This is a genomic window from Neorhizobium galegae, assembly GCF_017877055.1.
GTDB lineage: Bacteria > Pseudomonadota > Alphaproteobacteria > Rhizobiales > Rhizobiaceae > Neorhizobium > Neorhizobium galegae_D.
Map to the genome: position 1 here is coordinate 1,665,389 of NZ_JAGIPG010000002.1, position 19,411 is coordinate 1,684,799.

At 60.9% G+C, this 19,411-nt stretch carries 13 protein-coding genes and 3 tRNA genes; 12 read left to right on the forward strand and 4 right to left on the reverse strand.

Features of this window, described 5'->3' with window-relative positions:
* Positions 1–36: 36 nt before the first annotated feature.
* The 4 genes from J2857_RS18725 to rlmB all read right to left on the reverse strand — a co-directional run bounded on the left by J2857_RS18725 (position 37) and on the right by rlmB (position 4,358).
* On the reverse strand, positions 37–966 hold the full coding sequence (locus J2857_RS18725) for a transglycosylase SLT domain-containing protein (RefSeq protein ID WP_210011560.1): 930 nt from the start codon (positions 964–966) through the stop codon (positions 37–39).
* Positions 967–1,130: 164 nt separating this feature from the next.
* The gene (locus tag J2857_RS18730) at positions 1,131–2,435 is read right to left on the reverse strand and encodes a UDP-glucose dehydrogenase family protein (RefSeq protein ID WP_210011561.1); all 1,305 of its coding nucleotides are present in this window, start codon (positions 2,433–2,435) and stop codon (positions 1,131–1,133) included.
* 170 nt (positions 2,436–2,605) lie between these two features.
* On the reverse strand, positions 2,606–3,394 hold the full coding sequence (cysQ, locus tag J2857_RS18735) for a 3'(2'),5'-bisphosphate nucleotidase CysQ (RefSeq protein WP_210011731.1): 789 nt from the start codon (positions 3,392–3,394) through the stop codon (positions 2,606–2,608).
* A gap of 85 nt (positions 3,395–3,479) precedes the next feature.
* On the reverse strand, positions 3,480–4,358 hold the full coding sequence (gene rlmB, locus J2857_RS18740; RefSeq protein WP_210011562.1) for a 23S rRNA (guanosine(2251)-2'-O)-methyltransferase RlmB: 879 nt from the start codon (positions 4,356–4,358) through the stop codon (positions 3,480–3,482).
* A 202-nt stretch (positions 4,359–4,560) separates the two neighbouring features.
* Here rlmB and J2857_RS18745 point away from each other — a divergent pair.
* The 12 genes from J2857_RS18745 (at position 4,561) to rpoC (ending at position 19,314) form a co-directional block, all read left to right on the forward strand.
* Positions 4,561–4,645: transfer RNA gene (locus tag J2857_RS18745), tRNA-Tyr, on the forward strand.
* A 25-nt stretch (positions 4,646–4,670) separates the two neighbouring features.
* Positions 4,671–4,744: transfer RNA gene (locus J2857_RS18750), tRNA-Gly, on the forward strand.
* Between the two features lie 319 nt (positions 4,745–5,063).
* On the forward strand, positions 5,064–6,239 hold the full coding sequence (gene tuf / locus J2857_RS18755) for an elongation factor Tu (protein WP_037088622.1): 1,176 nt from the start codon (positions 5,064–5,066) through the stop codon (positions 6,237–6,239).
* A gap of 658 nt (positions 6,240–6,897) precedes the next feature.
* Positions 6,898–6,973, forward strand: a tRNA-Trp gene (locus J2857_RS18760).
* A 197-nt stretch (positions 6,974–7,170) separates the two neighbouring features.
* Positions 7,171–7,371, forward strand: coding sequence for a preprotein translocase subunit SecE (secE, locus tag J2857_RS18765; RefSeq protein WP_037088459.1), 201 nt, complete (start codon positions 7,171–7,173; stop codon positions 7,369–7,371).
* A gap of 19 nt (positions 7,372–7,390) precedes the next feature.
* Positions 7,391–7,921 carry a transcription termination/antitermination protein NusG gene (nusG, locus tag J2857_RS18770; RefSeq protein ID WP_007770615.1) on the forward strand — a complete coding sequence of 177 codons (531 nt, stop codon included), beginning with the start codon at positions 7,391–7,393 and terminating at the stop codon, positions 7,919–7,921.
* 177 nt (positions 7,922–8,098) lie between these two features.
* Positions 8,099–8,530, forward strand: a complete 432-nt coding sequence (gene rplK / locus J2857_RS18775; RefSeq protein WP_046635350.1) for a 50S ribosomal protein L11 — start codon at positions 8,099–8,101, stop codon at positions 8,528–8,530.
* A 1-nt stretch (position 8,531) separates the two neighbouring features.
* On the forward strand, positions 8,532–9,227 hold the full coding sequence (gene rplA, locus J2857_RS18780; RefSeq protein WP_210011563.1) for a 50S ribosomal protein L1: 696 nt from the start codon (positions 8,532–8,534) through the stop codon (positions 9,225–9,227).
* Positions 9,228–9,534: 307 nt separating this feature from the next.
* Entirely contained in the window at positions 9,535–10,092 is a 558-nt protein-coding gene (gene rplJ / locus J2857_RS18785; RefSeq protein ID WP_245363563.1) for a 50S ribosomal protein L10, read from the forward strand.
* 60 nt (positions 10,093–10,152) lie between these two features.
* Positions 10,153–10,533 carry a 50S ribosomal protein L7/L12 gene (rplL, locus tag J2857_RS18790; protein WP_210011564.1) on the forward strand — a complete coding sequence of 127 codons (381 nt, stop codon included), beginning with the start codon at positions 10,153–10,155 and terminating at the stop codon, positions 10,531–10,533.
* Positions 10,534–10,781: 248 nt separating this feature from the next.
* Entirely contained in the window at positions 10,782–14,918 is a 4,137-nt protein-coding gene (gene rpoB, locus J2857_RS18795; protein WP_210011565.1) for a DNA-directed RNA polymerase subunit beta, read from the forward strand.
* 184 nt (positions 14,919–15,102) lie between these two features.
* A complete protein-coding gene (rpoC, locus tag J2857_RS18800; protein WP_210011566.1) occupies positions 15,103–19,314 on the forward strand; it encodes a DNA-directed RNA polymerase subunit beta' in 4,212 nt (1,403 codons plus the stop codon).
* Positions 19,315–19,411 lie beyond the last annotated feature (97 nt).

Consider the following 19,411-nt stretch of genomic DNA (forward strand, 5'->3'; position numbering starts at 1 on the left):
AAGCGGAAGGCCTGCCTTCGCTTGCCGCATCCCGCCTCAGTTCTTGAAAACCGTGCAGGGCACGGCGTGTGCCCTGATCCTGTTGCACAAGTCGGTCGCCTCGGCTCTGGTTGCGCGGCCGATCCGCGCCGCATAACGCGGGCGATAGCCGAAATTGCCCCGTTTCTGCCGCACGACGAGCGCCCGTTCCGCGTTGAGCGGCGCCGGCAGCCGGCCGATCGTGTTGGCAAACAGCTGGCTGGCAATATTCGGATTGTAGTGCGCGGAAAGCTGCACGCCCCATGGCGCCCAATCCGCCGATGCGATCAGAACGGTCTCGTTGAGACGCCTCGTCGCGGCGAGCTGTAGGCATCCGTCGATGAAGTTCTTTTGCGGGGCGAGGGCCTGAGCCGCCGTCTTCGGCGGATTGTCCCTCCATGTCTCCGCCGGGTGACCGGTGATCGCAAACACGTAGTCGCGCGTCTCGATCGGCAGCCGTCCGACCTTCAGGAATGTTTCCAGCCCGGCTTCGCCGGCATTATAAGCCGCGGCAGCGAGGCCGAGATTGCCGAAACGGTCGCGCAGCTCCCTCAGATAGAGCGAGGACGCGGCAAGGGCTTCTATGACATCGAAGCTGTTTTGCAGGCCGCGGATCTTCGCGGTCGCCGGCATGAACTGCGCGATGCCTTCGGCGCCTTTCGGGCTCACTGCGTTCGGCCGGAACAGGCTCTCGCGCCAGATCAGGCGCCCGAAGAATTCCGGTGGCAGCCCGTTCATGACCGCCAGCCGCTCCATGACGTGGCAGAGATCCTCATTGTAGGTTTCGGGGCGGATGCACAATCGGCCATTCCCGTCCGACACCGCACGCTCGTATCGGCATTTCGGAGCGGTGGGCTCGTCCGCAGCAACGATGTTCCCGCCAAAGGGCAGAACGGCCAAGGACAAGCAGAAGCCTGTCTGCATGAGACGGCGAAACATCATCGACATGCAGTATGCCTAATCAAGTCCCGGCTTGAAAGCCTTCGCGACAAGAACAGGCGGCCGGAATGCCTATCGCCCGGATCGCTCCAGAAGAGATCGGCAGGCCCGGCGCGGCACAACCCTGGGGCCGAGCCCGAGGTTGCCGCCGGCCCGGCGTTTTCCGGAGGACTTTAGCGCAGTTTTCCGACGCCGGAATAGGCAAAGCCGTGCGCTTCGACTTCCCGGGCGCGATAGACGTTGCGCAGATCAACGAGGACAGGGCTCTTCATGACCGACTTCAGCCGTTCGAGATCGAGTGCGCGAAACTCGTTCCACTCGGTGACCAGAACCGCGACATCCGCGCCCTCCGCTGCCTGGTAGGGGCCGCTGGCGAATTCGATATCCATCATCTGCCTGGCGTTTGCCATGCCTTCCGGATCGTAGCCGGAGACGATCGCGCCTGCATCCTGCAGCGTCTGGATGACGGCGATCGCCGGGCTGTCGCGCATGTCGTCGGTGTTCGGCTTGAAGGTCAGCCCGAACACGGCGACCTTCTTGCCGCGCACGTCGCCGCCGGCAGCTGCGATCACCTTGCGGCCCATGGCACGCTTGCGGGTATCGTTGACGGCGATGGTGGTTTCGATCAGGCGGACAGGGCTGTCATAGTCCTGGGCGGTCTTTGCGAGCGCCAGCGTGTCCTTCGGGAAGCAGGAGCCGCCATAACCGGGGCCGGCATGCAGGAATTTCGAGCCGATGCGACCGTCGAGGCCGATACCGCGCGAAACGTCCTGGACGTCGGCGCCGACACGCTCGCAGAGGTCGGCCATCTCGTTGATGAAGGTGATCTTCATCGCCAGGAAGGCGTTTGCGGCGTATTTGATCAGTTCGGACGTGCGGCGGCTGGTGAAGAGGAGCGGCGACTGGTTGAGATAGAGCGGACGGTAGACTTCCGTCATCACCCCGCGGGCGCGCTCGTCGGAAAGGCCGACGACGATCCGGTCCGGACGCTTGAAGTCCTCGATCGCAGCACCTTCGCGCAGGAATTCGGGGTTGGAGACGACGGCGAAATCTGCATCCGGATTGGTTTCGCGGATGATCCGCTCCACCTCGTCGCCCGTGCCGACAGGAACGGTCGACTTGGTGACGATGACGGTGAAGCCGGTCAGCGCTTCGGCGATTTCGCGTGCTGCGGCATGGACATAGCCGAGATCGGCATGGCCGTCGCCACGGCGCGACGGCGTACCGACCGCGATGAAGACGACATCGGCATCGGCCACGGCCGGGCCGAGATCCGTGGTGAAGGAAAGGCGACGGGATCTGACGTTTGATTCGACCAGCGCCTCGAGGCCCGGCTCGAAGATCGGAATGACGCCCTTTTTCAGGGCCTCGATCTTTTCGGCGGCCTTGTCGACGCAGATCACGTCATGTCCGAAATCCGCAAAGCAGGCTCCCGACACGAGGCCGACATAACCCGATCCAACCATCACGATACGCATCAATAATCCTCATCCTTGTCCGGCAATCTCACGCGCAGCGGTTTCCTAAGCGCATCCGAAAGGGAATGCAACGCGTCGGCTTGGCTGTCCGTATCAGGCTCGGGCCAGGCGTTACCCCAGCCGGTCGCCCTGACTGGCCAATATTACCGGGCGATGACAACAGGACGACGCTACGCCTTTCCAGGCCGCGATCCCCAGGCGATAAAATCCGGGTTGGCGAAATCCAGCATGTCTGCGCGGCCGGTCTTTCCGTAGGTCAGCGGCGCCCCGTCGAGCGTGACCGTGCTGCCGCCCGCAGCGCGCAATACGGCGTCTCCGGCGGCCGTGTCCCATTCCATGGTACGGCCGAAGCGGGGATAGAGATCGGCGACACCCTCCGCCAGCAGGCAGAATTTCAGCGAGGAACCGATCGAGCGGATATCGGTGGCGCCAGATTTCTCGAGGAAGGCCTCGGTCTCTGCGGAATTGTGGGAGCGGCTCGCGACACAGATCGGCCGGCTCCCGACCGGCCTTGCGACGATCTGTTCCCGGCTCGTCACCACGAAATGGTCATCGACGACGAGTTTTTCCGCCCGTCCGCCGCCGCCGAGGTAGGCGACCTTGAGGGCGGGGGCATAAACGGCGCCGAGGATCGGCGCGCCGTTCTCGATCAGCGCGATGTTGACCGTGAAATCCTCGCGGTTGTTTATGAACTCCTTGGTGCCGTCGAGCGGATCGACAAGGATGAAAGAACGCCCTTCGATCGACGGGATGCGCCCCATCGCCACCGATTCTTCCGCGATGACGGGAATCTCCGGGAAGGCTTTGGCGAGTTCGGCAAGAATGATCTCTTCAGCCCGCTCGTCCGCCTCCGTGACCGGGGACCGATCGGCCTTGTAGCTGGTGTTGGGTCCGGCCCAGTAGATGTCCAGGATGGCCTTGCCCGCTAGCAGCGCGGCTTTTTCGAATGTGGCGAGCATGAATTCCATGGCGGCTGGTCACGTCGGTTGCTTGGACTTCCCATGACACGTTTGCCCCGCGCATGGGAGTCTAAAACGGCTCGGCTCAACCGGCCTTGGCGAGATGTTGCCGTGTCGCGTAAAGCGCGATCGCGGCGGCGTTCGAGACATTGAGCGATTTGATCGCGCCCGGCATGTCGAGGCGGGCAAGCGCGGTGACCGTCTCGCGGGTCTTCTGGCGCAGGCCCTTGCCTTCCGAACCGAGCACCAGTGCAATCCGGCCGCTGGCAAACGTGCCTTCGAGCGGGGCGGGGCCTTCCGAATCGAGCCCGATCGTCTGGAAGCCGAGCCGGTGCAATTCCTCGATCGCGTCAGCGAGGTTGGTAATCTGTATATAAGGTATGAGTTCCAGCGCCCCGGAGGCCGATTTGGCGAGCACGCCGGATTCGGTCGGGCTATGTCTCTGGGTGGTGATGATGGCGCCGGCGCCGAACGCGACGGCCGAGCGCATGATCGCGCCGACATTGTGCGGGTCGGTCACCTGGTCGAGAACCAGCAGCAGCGGACTTTCTTTCAAGCCTTCCAGCCGGCGGATGGGCAGGGGCCGTGTTTCCAGCATCACGCCCTGGTGGATGGCCTCGGGGCCAAGCACCTTGTCGATATCCTGGGGCGAGACGAATTCGACCGGAAAGGACAGCGTCTCCGGTTCGCCGATCTCGAGCCTTGCAAAGGCGTTCTGCGTCACCGACAGTTTGATGAGCTTGCGCTCGGGGTTGTCGAGAGCCGCCCGCACCGTGTGCAGGCCATAAAGGAAGACCTGTTCCGCCTGCAGCTGCGGCGGCTTCCAGTCCTTGTTGGATTTCGGCCGCTTCAGCGGCGGCGTCGGAATTTCTCCGCGTTCGCGCCTGGCATCGCGCACGGCGCGCCGAAGCGTTGCGTAATGGGTGTCGCGGGTGGATTTGTCTTGTTTGTCGTCCTTGCTCATCAGGCCTTATAGCCATCCTCGCTCTCCGGGCAAAGCCCTCGACGGGGAGGCGGATCGAAAGAGCGACTGATTTATTTTCGTCATTTTTGCTTCTTCCTCGTGTTGACAGACGAGAACGAGGCGGTCATATACGCGGCGCAGATCGAGGGGCGGCAAGCTTCAAGGTCTGACGAACTTGGTCTCACGATCCGGACGAAAAACTGGAGAGATGCCCGAGTGGTTAAAGGGGACGGACTGTAAATCCGTTGGCTCAGCCTACGTTGGTTCAAATCCAACTCTCTCCACCATTCGTCTCTGATCGGACACCACACCGCGGGTATAGCTCAATGGTAGAGCAGCAGCCTTCCAAGCTGAATACGCGGGTTCGATTCCCGCTACCCGCTCCATAATCTCCAGCGATTTACACAGATGCGTGCCGGTCGGTGCAACGCTCCCCGGCTCCCTGTCGAAGCGGGCCTGCCGGGGGGCTATTTGCGCTACTGGCGCTCGCAAACTCGCTGAAGCCCGAAGTTAAGAGCCGTTCTGGATCTTGAAGTCAGTACGTGCTGAACCGGGCCGTCCTCGGGCATTTTCCGGCCGATTTCGCCTGCTCCCCTTGTCCTGGCGCGCGTCGTAATTATGTCTTGCGCATTCTAGTGGAAAGCCTTAAACGGCGACACCAAACCCGGTCGCCGGGTCCACCCTTATGTTCACAGGAAGCATTCAATGGCAAAGAGCAAGTTTGAGCGCAACAAGCCGCACGTCAACATTGGCACGATCGGTCACGTTGACCATGGCAAGACGTCGCTGACGGCCGCGATCACGAAGTACTTCGGCGAGTACAAGGCCTATGACCAGATCGACGCGGCTCCTGAAGAGAAGGCTCGCGGCATCACCATTTCGACGGCACACGTCGAATATGAGACGCCGGCCCGCCATTATGCGCACGTCGACTGCCCCGGCCACGCCGACTACGTCAAGAACATGATCACCGGTGCGGCGCAGATGGACGGCGCGATCCTGGTCTGCTCGGCAGCCGACGGACCGATGCCGCAGACCCGCGAGCACATCCTGCTCGCCCGTCAGGTCGGCGTTCCGGCGATCGTTGTGTTCCTGAACAAGGTCGACCAGGTCGACGACGCCGAGCTTCTCGAGCTCGTCGAGCTGGAAGTGCGCGAACTTCTGTCGTCCTACGACTTCCCGGGCGACGACATCCCGATCATCAAGGGTTCGGCGCTTGCCGCTCTTGAAGATTCGGACAAGAAGATCGGCGAGGATTCGATCCGCGAGCTGATGGCCGCTGTCGACGCCTACATCCCGACGCCTGAGCGTCCGATCAACATGCCGTTCCTGATGCCGATCGAAGACGTGTTCTCGATCTCGGGTCGTGGTACGGTCGTGACCGGCCGCGTCGAGCGCGGCATCGTCAAGGTCGGCGAAGAAGTCGAGATCGTCGGCATCCGCCCGACCTCGAAGACGACGGTGACCGGCGTTGAAATGTTCCGCAAGCTGCTCGACCAGGGCCAGGCCGGCGACAACATCGGCGCACTGGTTCGCGGCGTGAACCGTGACGGCGTCGAGCGTGGCCAGATTCTCTGCAAGCCGGGTTCGGTCAAGCCGCACAAGAAGTTCATGGCCGAAGCCTACATCCTGACGAAGGAAGAAGGCGGCCGTCATACGCCGTTCTTCACCAACTACCGTCCGCAGTTCTACTTCCGCACGACGGACGTGACGGGCATCGTGTCGCTGCCGGAAGGCACCGAAATGGTCATGCCGGGCGACAACGTCACGGTTGCCGTCGAGCTGATCGTTCCGATCGCGATGGAAGAAAAGCTGCGCTTCGCGATCCGCGAAGGCGGCCGCACCGTCGGCGCCGGCATCGTCGCCTCGATCATCGAGTAATCGATAGCGACATCGAAATAGCAAAGGCCCTGCCGGCAACGGCGGGGCCTTTCGCTTTTGGGCCCTGACGCTGAGTCAGCCAGGCGGCTCACCCAGAGTCGGTTCGTGGGAAAGCTTGCTCTCGTAACGGAAATGAACCTTGTCGCGGCCTGGCACATCGCAGACTGCCGAGCCTTAGGCGGTGACAGGCCCGCTGCAGCTAGGCTAGGTGCTGTCAGACCGACCTTGGAATTGTCGGATGCCGGCAGGGGAGGCGGGCAGACATCCACCCGAGTCGGCAAGTCGCCGCCCGGTGACCGGGTGGGGAGCAAGCGTAAATGCCCGTCGGCGATCACTTCTACTGGTGGAAGCGCCGGGCAAACGATTGCTTCCCCTTGCGAATCGCCTCCCGGCCAGACCTCTTGCGGGAGTCTCTGCCGATCAATCGAAGCCATTGCGGATCGGCTGGCGGGCAAGAAAATCCCCGCAGACGGCGCCGAGTCGGCGCTTCCGACCCTTCGCTTTGTAGAGGCATCCGACCGGTCCGGCCGAAAGCTCAGGTAGAACGGTCCCGATATTCAAAAATGCTCTTGCAAAGCGCAGCGCATCCCCTTAAAGGGAGCGCCTAGCCAGTTGGCGGCGAGCCGGAGTTTCCGGTTTTCGGTTCCGCCAGGGTTGAAGGGGTGTAGCTCAGTTGGTAGAGCGGCGGTCTCCAAAACCGCAGGTCGTCGGTTCAAGCCCGGCCGCCCCTGCCATTTTCAGATGATTGGCGCGAAATTATCCGCAGCGGAATTGTCGGGAAATGGCTGCCGTGCAAAACGGCGAAATTTCATCGAACACTGTTTTCCCTCTTGTGTAAAGGGGAAGGGGTGTTTATGTAGGTCAAAACAGACACGCGGTGCGTGGGGCTGAGCAAGTTCAGCTTTACGCGCCGTAATTGCGTGGGCAATCAATGGCATCCAAGACCAATCCAGTTACGTTTCTGCGCCAGGTGCGATCCGAAGCGTCGAAAATCCATTGGCCCTCGCGTCGCGAGACCATGATTTCTACGGCCATGGTTCTGGTTATGGTTGTGTTCGCTGCGCTGTTTTTCTTCGCTGCAGACCAGCTCATGGGATGGTTGCTCCGTCTCGTACTGAACGTCAGCGTTTGATTTCTGGAGAATAAAAAAGATGGCGGCGCGTTGGTACATCGTCCACGCATATTCCAATTTTGAGAAGAAGGTGGCTGAGGACATCGAGAACAAGGCTCGCCAGAAGGGGCTTGAGCATCTGTTTGAGAAGATCCTGGTTCCGACCGAGAAGGTCGTCGAGGTGCGCCGCGGCCGCAAGGTCGATTCCGAGCGCAAGTTCTTTCCGGGTTACGTCATGGTCCGGGCAAATCTGACCGACGAAGCCTATCACCTGATCAAGAACACGCCGAAGGTCACCGGCTTTCTTGGCTCCGACAACAAGCCGGTTCCGATCCCGGACTTCGAGGCCGAGCGCATCCTCGGCCAGGTCCAGGAAGGCGTCGAGCGGCCGAAGTCCTCGATCACTTTCGAGATCGGCGAGCAGGTTCGTGTATCGGACGGTCCGTTCGCGTCCTTCAATGGCACCGTTCAGGATGTCGACGAGGAGCGTTCGCGCCTCAAGGTCGAAGTCTCGATCTTCGGCCGTGCGACCCCGGTCGAGCTGGAATACGCTCAGGTCGAAAAGGTCTGATGAGTTTCGAAATGGGGCCTGCTGTTTGTTCAGCGGGCCTCGTGCGGCGTTTGCCGCAAGCGCGTGGGAGGAGCGGTGCCTTAGCCGGGCACTTTGGCCGAACCACGCAACCGCAGCCGCCGGCGAAGACCGGCATGTCGGATCGGGAAACCGGTCTCTAACGAAAGGCAGAGAGTAATGGCTAAGAAAGTTATGGGCCAGCTCAAGTTGCAGGTAAAGGCAGGGTCGGCCAATCCGTCCCCGCCGATCGGTCCTGCACTTGGTCAGCGCGGCATCAACATCATGGAATTCTGCAAGGCATTCAACGCCGCCACGCAGGAAATGGAAAAGGGCATGCCGATCCCGGTCGTCATCACCTATTTCCAGGACAAGTCCTTCACCTTCGCGATGAAGCAGCCTCCGGTCAGCTACTGGCTGAAGAAGGAAGCGAAGATCACCTCGGGTTCCAAGACCCCGGGCAAGGGCGCCAAGGCTGGCACCCTGACCAAGGCTCAGATCCAGACCATCGCCCAGGCGAAGATGAAGGATCTGAACGCGGCCGATCTCGAAGGCGCAATGGCCATGATCGAGGGCTCCGCCCGCGCCATGGGCCTGGAAGTGGTGGCTTAACATGGCAAAGCTTGCAAAGCGTATTCAGAAGATCCGCGAAGGCGTCGACCCCACCAAGCTGGTCGCCCTGACGGAAGCCATCTCGATGGTCAAGGTTCGTGCCACGGCGAAGTTCGACGAAACCGTCGAAATCTCCATGAACCTCGGCGTTGATCCGCGTCACGCAGACCAGATGGTCCGGGGTGTGGTCAACCTGCCGAACGGCACCGGCCGTGACGTTCGCGTCGCAGTCTTCGCACGTGGCGCCAAGGCTGACGAAGCGAAAGCTGCCGGTGCGGACATCGTCGGCGCCGAAGACCTCGTCGAAATCGTCCAGGGCGGCAAGATCGACTTCGATCGCTGCATCGCCACCCCGGACATGATGCCGCTCGTCGGCCGTCTCGGTAAGGTCCTCGGCCCGCGCGGCATGATGCCGAACCCGAAGGTCGGAACCGTGACCATGGACGTCGCGGGCGCCGTCAAGGCTTCCAAGGGCGGTGCCGTCGAGTTCCGCGTCGAGAAGGCTGGTATCATCCATGCCGGCATCGGCAAGGCCTCGTTCGAAGCCAAGGCTCTCGAAGAGAACATCAAGGCTTTCGCCGATGCCGTCATCAAGGCCAAGCCGGCTGGCGCCAAGGGCAACTACGTCAAGCGCGTAGCCATTTCTTCGACCATGGGCCCGGGCGTGAAGATCGACCCGTCGACGGTCACGGCTTAAAGATTTGCCGGAGCTTTCGGGCTCCGGTCGCATGAATTCCCGGTCCTTCGGGGCCGGGAATTTCCCAGGGAAACCTGGGAATTCCTGTCCGAGATTGCGGGTGGTTTCGACCTTAATCACTTGATGCCTGCATGAGACGGGTAAGACCCGAGATTTTTGAGGTGCCATGCGCCTCGTAAAATCGGTTCGAGCCTAGTGTGCCTTGTGCCTGGAGCCTTACGGCGACAGAGCGAGGGGACAGGATCCTCAAGCGTCGCTTGGGGTCCTAATCAAGGGATCCCTTGAGGCAAAGGCAACCCGATGGGGCCTGCAGGATTGCGGTCCCGTCAACTGGAGACAGACAGTGGAAAGAGCGGAAAAGCGCGAATTTGTCACGGAGCTGAACGAAGTCTTCAAGGCTTCTGGTTCGGTTGTCGTGGCCCACTATGCTGGTGTCACAGTTGCGCAGATGAACGATTTTCGTTCGAAGATGCGCGCTGCTGGCGGCACCGTCAAAGTCGCGAAGAACCGTCTGGCCAAGATCGCTCTTCAGGGTACGGAGTCGGAAGGGATGTCAAATCTCTTCAAGGGTCAGACGCTGATCGCATTCAGCGAAGACCCGGTAACGGCTCCGAAGGTCGTCATGGATTTCGCCAAGACCAATGACAAGATCATTGTTCTGGGTGGTTCCATGGGTGCAACCACGCTCACTGCGGATGCGGTCAAGTCGCTTGCGACCCTGCCTTCGCTGGACGAGCTTCGCGGCAAGCTGCTGGGCCTCTTGAATGCCCCGGCCACCCGCGTCGCTACGGTTGTTGCAGCACCGGCAAGCCAGCTTGCCCGCGTGTTCGCGGCCTACGCCAAGAAGGACGAGGAAGCCGCTTAAGGCGGTTTTTCGCTGTTCATACCCAAATCAAGTTCGAACCGAATATAAGGAACTAGTAAAATGGCTGATCTCGCAAAGATCGTTGAAGACCTCTCTGCTCTGACCGTTCTGGAAGCTGCTGAGCTTTCCAAGCTGCTCGAAGAGAAGTGGGGCGTATCCGCAGCTGCTCCGGTAGCTGTTGCTGCTGCTGGTGGCGCTGCTGGTGCTGCTGCTCCGGCTGAAGAAGAAAAGACCGAGTTCGACGTCATCCTCGCTGATGCCGGCGCCAACAAGATCAACGTCATCAAGGAAGTCCGCGCCATCACCGGCCTGGGCCTCAAGGAAGCCAAGGATCTCGTTGAAGCCGCTCCGAAGGCTGTCAAGGAAGGCGTCAACAAGGCTGAAGCCGCTGACCTCAAGAAGAAGCTTGAGGACGCCGGCGCCAAGGTCGACGTTAAGTAATATCGGAATGCGGCGGGAGAGGTCTCCTCTCCCGCCGGTTTCCTCCGAACATATTACCCAGGAACCGTCAAAACGGTTCCTGGGTAATGGGTTCTCAAGAGGATGGTCCCGAATCGAACCGAAAAGGCAATCCGGCCTGGCGTGTTCGAGAGGTGGGACGAGATTGAGAATACCCATTGATCGACGGGATCGACTGGCCAGCGAACCCCGTCCGTTGCAGGCCCGGATGCAAGTTTGAAGGAGCGACGATGGCTCAGACCCTTTCCTTTAATGGTCGCAGGCGCGTACGCAAGTTTTTTGGAAAAATCCCCGAAGTCACGGAAATGCCGAACCTCATCGAGGTCCAGAAGGCATCCTATGACCAGTTCCTGATGGTCGATGAGCCGAAGGGCGGTCGTCCGGACGAAGGTCTGAACGCTGTCTTCCGGTCGGTCTTCCCGATCACCGATTTTTCCGGCGCCTCCATGCTCGAATTCGTGTCCTACGAATTCGAACTGCCTAAGTTCGACGTGGAAGAATGCCGTCAGCGCGATCTGACCTATGCAGCGCCGCTGAAGGTGACGCTGCGTCTCATCGTGTTCGATATCGACGAGGATACGGGCGCAAAGTCGATCAAGGACATCAAGGAACAGTCCGTCTACATGGGCGACATGCCGCTCATGACAGACAACGGTACGTTCATCGTCAACGGCACCGAACGCGTCATCGTCTCCCAGATGCACCGTTCGCCGGGCGTCTTCTTCGACCATGACAAGGGCAAGAGCCACTCTTCCGGCAAGCTGCTCTTCGCAGCCCGCGTCATTCCGTATCGCGGTTCCTGGCTCGACATCGAGTTCGACGCCAAGGATATCGTCTACGCCCGTATCGACCGCCGCCGCAAGATTCCCGTGACCTCGCTGCTGATGGCGCTGGGCATGGACGGCGAAGAAATCCTGTCGACCTTCTACACGAAGTCGTCCTATCAGCGCGACGGCGATGGCTGGCGGATTCCGTTCCAGCCGGAAACCCTCAAGGGCGCAAAGACCCTTTCCGACATGGTCGACGCCGATACCGGCGAAGTGGTCGTCGAATCCGGCAAGAAGCTCACGCCGCGCATTCTCCGTCAGCTGACGGACAAGGGCCTGAAGGCCCTGAAGGCGACCAATGACGACCTCTACGGCAACTATCTGGCCGAAGATATCGTCAACTTCCAGACCGGTGAGATCTATCTGGAAGCCGGCGACGAGATCGACGAAAAAACCCTGCCGATCATCCTCAATGCAGGCTTCGACGAGATTCCGGTTCTCGGCATCGACCATATCAATGTCGGCGCCTATATCCGCAACACGCTGTCAGCCGACAAGAACGAGAACCGTCAGGACGCTCTGTTCGACATCTACCGCGTCATGCGTCCGGGTGAGCCGCCGACCATGGAATCGGCCGAAGCCATGTTCAACTCGCTGTTCTTCGATGCGGAGCGTTACGACCTCTCCGCCGTTGGCCGCGTCAAGATGAACATGCGTCTCGACCTCGAAGTCGCCGACACCGTCCGCACGCTCCGCAAGGACGACATCTTGGCCGTGGTCAAGATGCTCGTCGAACTGCGCGACGGCAAGGGCGAGATCGACGACATCGACAACCTCGGCAACCGCCGTGTCCGTTCCGTCGGCGAACTGATGGAAAATCAGTATCGCCTCGGCCTGCTCCGCATGGAGCGCGCCATCAAGGAACGCATGTCGTCGATCGAGATCGACACCGTCATGCCGCAGGACCTGATCAACGCGAAGCCGGCTGCCGCCGCGGTTCGCGAATTCTTCGGTTCCTCGCAGCTGTCGCAGTTCATGGACCAGGTGAACCCGCTTTCGGAAATCACCCACAAGCGCCGTCTTTCGGCACTTGGCCCGGGTGGTCTGACCCGTGAGCGCGCCGGCTTCGAAGTCCGCGACGTTCACCCGACCCATTACGGCCGTATCTGCCCGATCGAAACGCCGGAAGGCCCGAACATCGGTCTGATCAACTCGCTTGCGACCTTCGCCCGCGTCAACAAGTACGGCTTCATCGAAAGCCCGTACCGCAAGATCGTCGACGGCATCGTGACGAAGGAAGTGCTTTACCTTTCCGCCATGGAAGAGGCGAAGTATTACGTCGCGCAGGCGAATTCCGAACTGACGCCGGAAGGTGCTTTCGTCGAAGAGTTCGTTGTCTGCCGTCATGCCGGCGAAGTCATGCTGTCCCCGCGCGACACCATCAACCTGATGGACGTCTCGCCGAAGCAGCTTGTCTCGGTCGCGGCCGCTCTGATCCCGTTCCTGGAAAACGACGACGCCAACCGCGCCCTCATGGGCTCGAACATGCAGCGTCAGGCCGTGCCGCTGGTACGGGCTGAGGCTCCGTTCGTCGGCACCGGCATGGAACCGGTCGTCGCCCGCGACTCCGGCGCAGCGATTGCTGCCCGCCGCGGCGGTGTGGTCGACCAGGTCGACGCGACCCGTATCGTTATCCGCGCCACCGAAGACCTCGATCCGTCGAAGTCTGGCGTCGATATCTACCGCCTGATGAAGTTCCAGCGTTCGAACCAGAACACCTGCGTCAACCAGCGTCCGCTGGTTTCCGTCGGTGACATTCTGAACAAGGGCGACATCATCGCCGACGGCCCGTCCACGGACCTCGGTGACCTGGCGCTCGGCCGCAACGCGCTCGTCGCGTTCATGCCCTGGAACGGCTACAACTACGAAGACTCGATCCTGCTCTCCGAGCGTATCGTTGCCGACGACGTGTTCACCTCCATCCACATCGAGGAATTCGAAGTGATGGCGCGCGACACCAAGCTTGGTCCGGAAGAAATCACCCGCGACATTCCGAACGTTTCGGAAGAAGCGCTGAAGAACCTCGACGAAGCCGGCATCGTCTACATCGGCGCCGAAGTCCAGCCGGGCGACATCCTCGTCGGCAAGATCACCCCGAAGGGCGAAAGCCCGATGACGCCGGAAGAAAAGCTTCTGCGCGCCATCTTCGGTGAAAAGGCGTCCGACGTTCGCGACACCTCCATGCGCATGCCTCCGGGCACCTTCGGCACCATCGTCGAAGTTCGCGTCTTCAACCGCCACGGCGTGGAGAAGGACGAACGCGCCATGGCGATCGAGCGTGAGGAAATCGAACGCCTCGCCAAGGACCGCGACGACGAACAGGCAATTCTTGACCGCAACGTCTATGGCCGTCTGACGGACATGCTGCGCGGCCAGATGTCGGTTGCCGGTCCGAAGGGCTTCAAGAAGGGCGTCGAGCTCACCAACGCCGTCATCTCCGAATATCCCCGCTCGCAGTGGTGGATGTTCGCAGTCGAGGACGAGAAGGTTCAGGGCGAGATCGAAGCTCTGCGCGGCCAGTACGACGAATCCAAGTCGCGCCTTGAACAGCGCTTCATGGACAAGGTCGAAAAGGTCCAGCGCGGCGACGAAATGCCTCCGGGCGTCATGAAGATGGTCAAGGTCTTCGTCGCTGTGAAGCGCAAGATCCAGCCGGGCGACAAGATGGCCGGCCGTCACGGCAACAAGGGCGTCGTGTCGCGCATCGTACCGGTCGAGGACATGCCGTTCCTCGAAGACGGCACGCATGTCGATATCGTTCTGAACCCGCTCGGCGTGCCTTCGCGCATGAACGTCGGCCAGATCCTCGAGACCCACCTGGCATGGGCTTGCGCCGGCATGGGCAAGCGCATCGGGGCTATGCTCGAAGAGTACCGCAAGTCGAACGATATCACCGACTTGAAGAAAGAGCTGACCGAAGCCTATCAGAGTGAGGCAAACGCTGAAGTTGCCAGCTTCGACGACGATTCCCTCGTTCGTCTGGCCGAGCAGTCCAAGCGTGGTCTGTCGATCGCAACGCCGGTCTTCGACGGTGCGCATGAGCCGGACGTCGCAGCGATGCTGACCAAGGCGGGCCTGGATCCGTCCGGTCAGTCCGTTCTCTACGACGGTCGTACCGGCGAACAGTTCGACCGCAAGGTGACTGTTGGCTACATGTACATGATCAAGCTGAACCACCTCGTGGACGACAAGATCCACGCGCGTTCGATCGGTCCGTACTCGCTGGTCACCCAGCAGCCGCTCGGTGGCAAGGCGCAGTTCGGCGGCCAGCGCTTCGGCGAAATGGAAGTCTGGGCGCTCGAAGCCTACGGCGCCGCCTACACGCTGCAGGAAATGCTGACCGTGAAGTCGGATGACGTGGCCGGCCGTACCAAGGTCTACGAAGCGATCGTGCGCGGCGACGACACGTTCGAGGCAGGCATTCCGGAGAGCTTCAACGTTCTCGTCAAGGAAATGCGCTCTCTCGGCCTGTCCGTCGAGCTCGAGAACTCGAAGATCGACGACGCAAACGTTAGCCAGCTGCCCGACGCAGCCGAATGATCATAATAAGGCGCGCGCCGATTGAAGGCGCGCGCTGCTCCCTCCGCCGGATCCGCCGGCAGGATAGGGAAACTTTCGCCGCATTTCGCGGCTAATACCGTTTTAAAGCATCGGACGGTCCGTCCCGGGAATTTGGACTGCTCCGATCGCAAGCTGAGGGCTTCCGCCCCTAAAGGAGATAGGCATGAACCAAGAGGTCATGAATCTTTTCAATCCGCAGGTGCCTGCACAGCACTTCGACTCGATCCGTATCTCGATCGCGTCTCCGGAGAAGATTCTCTCCTGGTCCTACGGCGAGATCAAAAAGCCGGAGACCATCAACTACCGTACCTTCAAGCCGGAACGCGACGGCCTTTTCTGCGCCCGCATCTTCGGGCCGATCAAGGACTACGAGTGCCTGTGCGGCAAGTACAAGCGCATGAAGTACAAGGGCATCATCTGCGAAAAGTGCGGCGTCGAAGTCACATTGTCGCGCGTTCGCCGTGAGCGCATGGGCCATATCGAGCTCGCCGCTCCCGTCGCCCATATCTGGTTCCTGAAGTCGCTTCCGTCGCGCATCTCGACCCTTCTCGACATGACGCTGAAGGATGTCGAGCGCGTTCTCTATTTCGAGAACTACATCGTCACTGAGCCGGGCCTCACCTCGCTCAAGGAAAACCAGCTTCTTTCCGAAGAAGAATACATGATCGCCGTCGACGAGTTCGGCGAAGATCAGTTCACGGCGATGATCGGCGCCGAGGCCATCTATGAGATGCTCGCCTCGATGAACCTCGAAAAGATCGCTGGCGACCTGCGCTCGGAGCTGGCCGACACCACGTCGGATCTGAAGCAGAAGAAGCTGATGAAGCGCCTGAAGATCGTCGAGAACTTCATGGAATCCGGCAACCGGCCGGAATGGATGATCATGAAGGTCGTGCCCGTGATCCCGCCGGACCTGCGTCCGCTGGTTCCGCTCGATGGCGGCCGTTTCGCGACCTCCGACCTGAACGATCTCTATCGTCGCGTCATCAACCGTAACAACCGTCTGAAGCGCCTGATCGAACTGCGCGCTCCGGGCATCATCATCCGCAACGAAAAGCGCATGCTGCAGGAATCTGTGGACGCGCTGTTCGACAACGGCCGCCGTGGCCGCGTCATCACCGGCGCCAACAAGCGTCCGCTGAAGTCGCTGTCCGACATGCTCAAGGGCAAGCAGGGCCGCTTCCGCCAGAACCTGCTCGGCAAGCGCGTCGACTATTCCGGCCGTTCGGTCATCGTCACCGGTCCGGAACTGAAGCTGCACCAGTGCGGCCTGCCGAAGAAGATGGCGCTCGAACTGTTCAAGCCGTTCATCTACGCCCGCCTCGACGCCAAGGGTTATTCCTCGACCGTCAAGCAGGCCAAGAAGCTGGTTGAAAAGGAAAAGCCGGAAGTCTGGGATATCCTCGACGAGGTCATCCGCGAGCATCCGGTTCTCCTGAACCGCGCGCCGACGCTGCACCGCCTGGGCATCCAGGCCTTCGAACCGATCCTGGTCGAAGGCAAGGCGATCCAGCTGCACCCGCTCGTCTGCACGGCCTTCAACGCCGACTTCGACGGCGACCAGATGGCCGTTCACGTGCCGCTGTCGCTCGAAGCCCAGCTCGAAGCCCGCGTGCTGATGATGTCGACGAACAACATCCTGCACCCGGCGAACGGCGCACCGATCATCGTTCCGTCGCAGGACATGGTTCTCGGCCTCTACTATCTGGCGATCATGAACCAGAACGAGCCGGGTGAAGGCATGGCCTTCTCCGACATGGGTGAACTGCACCATGCGCTGGAGAACAAGGTCGTCACCCTGCATGCCAAGATCCGCGGCCGCTTCAAGACCATGGATGCCGACGGCAAGCTGGTGTCCAAGATCTATGAAACGACCCCCGGCCGCATGATCATCGGCGAACTTCTGCCGAAGAACGTCAACGTGCCGTTCGAGACCTGCAACCAGGAAATGACCAAGAAGAACATCTCCAAGATGATCGACACGGTCTACCGTCACTGCGGTCAGAAGGACACGGTGATCTTCTGCGACCGGATCATGCAGCTCGGCTTCACGCATGCGTGCAAGGCCGGCATTTCGTTCGGCAAGGACGACATGATCATCCCGGAAACCAAGGCGAAGATCGTCGGTGATACCGAATCCCTGGTCAAGGAATACGAGCAGCAGTACAATGACGGCCTGATCACTCAGGGCGAAAAGTACAACAAGGTCGTCGACGCCTGGGGCAAGGCCACCGAAAAGGTTGCCGAAGACATGATGGCCCGCATCAAGGCCGTCGAGTTCGACCCGGAAACCGGTCGCCAGAAGCAGATGAACGCCATCTACATGATGTCCCACTCGGGCGCCCGCGGTTCTCCGAACCAGATGCGTCAGCTGGGCGGCATGCGTGGCCTGATGGCCAAGCCGTCGGGCGAGATCATCGAAACGCCGATCATCTCGAACTTCAAGGAAGGTCTGACCGTTAACGAGTACTTCAACTCGACCCACGGTGCCCGTAAGGGTCTCGCAGACACCGCCTTGAAGACGGCGAACTCCGGTTACCTGACCCGTCGTCTCGTCGACGTGGCGCAGGACTGCATCGTCAACCTGGTCGACTGCGGCACCGAAAGCGGCCTCACCATGACGGCGATCGTTGACGCCGGCCAGGTCGTGGCTTCCATCGGCGCTCGTGTTCTTGGCCGTACCGCACTCGACGATATCGATCACCCGGTCACGGGTGCGCGCATCGTCGATGCCGGCAAGATGATCCTCGAGCCGGATGTCATCGAGATCGAAAAGGCTGGTATCCAGTCGATCCGCATCCGTTCGGCACTGACCTGCGAAGTCCAGACGGGCGTCTGCTCGGTCTGCTACGGCCGAGATCTGGCCCGTGGTACTCCGGTCAACATGGGCGAAGCCGTCGGCGTCATCGCGGCTCAGTCGATCGGCGAGCCGGGAACCCAGCTCACCATGCGTACCTTCCACTTGGGCGGTACGGCAAACGTGGTCGACCAGTCGTTCCTGGAAGCGTCGTACGAAGGCACGATCCAGATCAAGAACCGCAACATGCTGCGGAACTCCGAAGGCGTTCTCGTCGCGATGGGCCGCAACATGGCGGTCACCATCCTTGACGAGCGCGGCGTCGAGCGTTCCTCGCAGCGCGTCGCCTACGGTTCGAAGCTGTTCGTGGATGATGGCGACAAGGTGCGTCGCGGTCAGCGTCTGGCAGAGTGGGATCCCTACACACGCCCGATGATGACGGAAGTCGAAGGTACGGTTCAGTTCGAAGACGTGGTCGACTCGATCTCGGTTTCGGAATCGACCGACGAATCCACCGGCATCACCAAGCGTCAGGTCATCGACTGGCGTTCGACGCCGCGCGGTGTCGACCTGAAGCCGGCGATCGTCATCAAGGACGCTTCGGGCAGCATCATGAAACTGGCCCGAGGCGGCGAAGCCCGCTTCAACCTGTCGGTCGACGCCATCCTGTCGGTCGAGCCGGGTCAGAAGGTCAGCCAGGGCGACGTTCTCGCCCGCGTGCCGCTGGAAAGCGCCAAGACCAAGGACATCACCGGTGGTCTGCCGCGCGTCGCCGAGCTCTTCGAAGCCCGTCGTCCGAAGGATCACGCCATCATCGCTGAGATCGATGGTACGATCCGCCTCGGCCGCGACTACAAGAACAAGCGTCGAGTCATGATCGAGCCTGCCGAAGATGGCGTCGAACCGGTCGAATACCTGATCCCGAAGGGCAAGCCCTTCCATCTTCAGGAAGGCGACTACATCGAGAAGGGGGACTACATCCTCGACGGCAATCCGGCGCCGCACGACATCCTGGCGATCAAGGGCGTGGAAGCACTCGCTTCCTACCTCGTCAACGAAATCCAGGAAGTCTACCGCCTGCAGGGCGTTGTCATCAACGACAAGCACATCGAGGTGATTGTCCGTCAGATGCTGCAAAAGGTCGAGATCACCGATGCCGGCGACAGCCAGTACATCGTCGGTGACAATGTCGACCGGATCGAACTGGACGAAGCCAACGAGCGTCTCGTCGAAGAAGGCAAGAAGCCCGCTTACGGCGAACCGGTTCTGCTCGGCATCACCAAGGCGTCGCTGCAGACCCCGTCCTTCATCTCGGCCGCTTCCTTCCAGGAAACCACCAAGGTGCTGACGGAAGCTGCGATCGCCGGCAAGACCGACACGCTGCAGGGCCTCAAGGAAAACGTCATCGTCGGCCGTCTCATCCCGGCCGGTACCGGCGGCACCATGACCCAGATCCGCCGCATCGCCACCTCGCGCGACGAGCTCATCCTGGAAGAACGCAAGAAGGGTTCGGGCGCATCGTCCGCCACCCCGATGCTTCAGGACCTCGCCGGCGAAAAGGCTCCGGCCGCCGAATAACCCGGCTGCTGCCGATTGAACATCAAAAACCGCCCGGAGCGATCCGGGCGGTTTTTTCGTTTCAGGCGGCGAGGGGGCGGACATAAAAAAAGCCGCC

Bases quoted from the DNA above. Each gene is read 5' to 3' on its own strand.
- tuf (WP_037088622.1), top strand. From the start codon at position 5,064: ATGGCAAAGAGCAAGTTTGAGCGCAACAAGCCGCACGTCAACATTGGC.
- rplL (WP_210011564.1), top strand. From the start codon at position 10,153: ATGGCTGATCTCGCAAAGATCGTTGAAGACCTCTCTGCTCTGACCGTT.
- J2857_RS18730 (WP_210011561.1), bottom strand. From the start codon at position 2,435: ATGCGTATCGTGATGGTTGGATCGGGTTATGTCGGCCTCGTGTCGGGA.
- rlmB (WP_210011562.1), bottom strand. From the start codon at position 4,358: ATGAGCAAGGACGACAAACAAGACAAATCCACCCGCGACACCCATTAC.
- J2857_RS18725 (WP_210011560.1), bottom strand. From the start codon at position 966: ATGTCGATGATGTTTCGCCGTCTCATGCAGACAGGCTTCTGCTTGTCC.
- cysQ (WP_210011731.1), bottom strand. From the start codon at position 3,394: ATGCTCGCCACATTCGAAAAAGCCGCGCTGCTAGCGGGCAAGGCCATC.
- rpoC (WP_210011566.1), top strand. From the start codon at position 15,103: ATGAACCAAGAGGTCATGAATCTTTTCAATCCGCAGGTGCCTGCACAG.
- rpoB (WP_210011565.1), top strand. From the start codon at position 10,782: ATGGCTCAGACCCTTTCCTTTAATGGTCGCAGGCGCGTACGCAAGTTT.
- secE (WP_037088459.1), top strand. From the start codon at position 7,171: ATGGCATCCAAGACCAATCCAGTTACGTTTCTGCGCCAGGTGCGATCC.
- rplA (WP_210011563.1), top strand. From the start codon at position 8,532: ATGGCAAAGCTTGCAAAGCGTATTCAGAAGATCCGCGAAGGCGTCGAC.
- nusG (WP_007770615.1), top strand. From the start codon at position 7,391: ATGGCGGCGCGTTGGTACATCGTCCACGCATATTCCAATTTTGAGAAG.
- rplK (WP_046635350.1), top strand. From the start codon at position 8,099: ATGGCTAAGAAAGTTATGGGCCAGCTCAAGTTGCAGGTAAAGGCAGGG.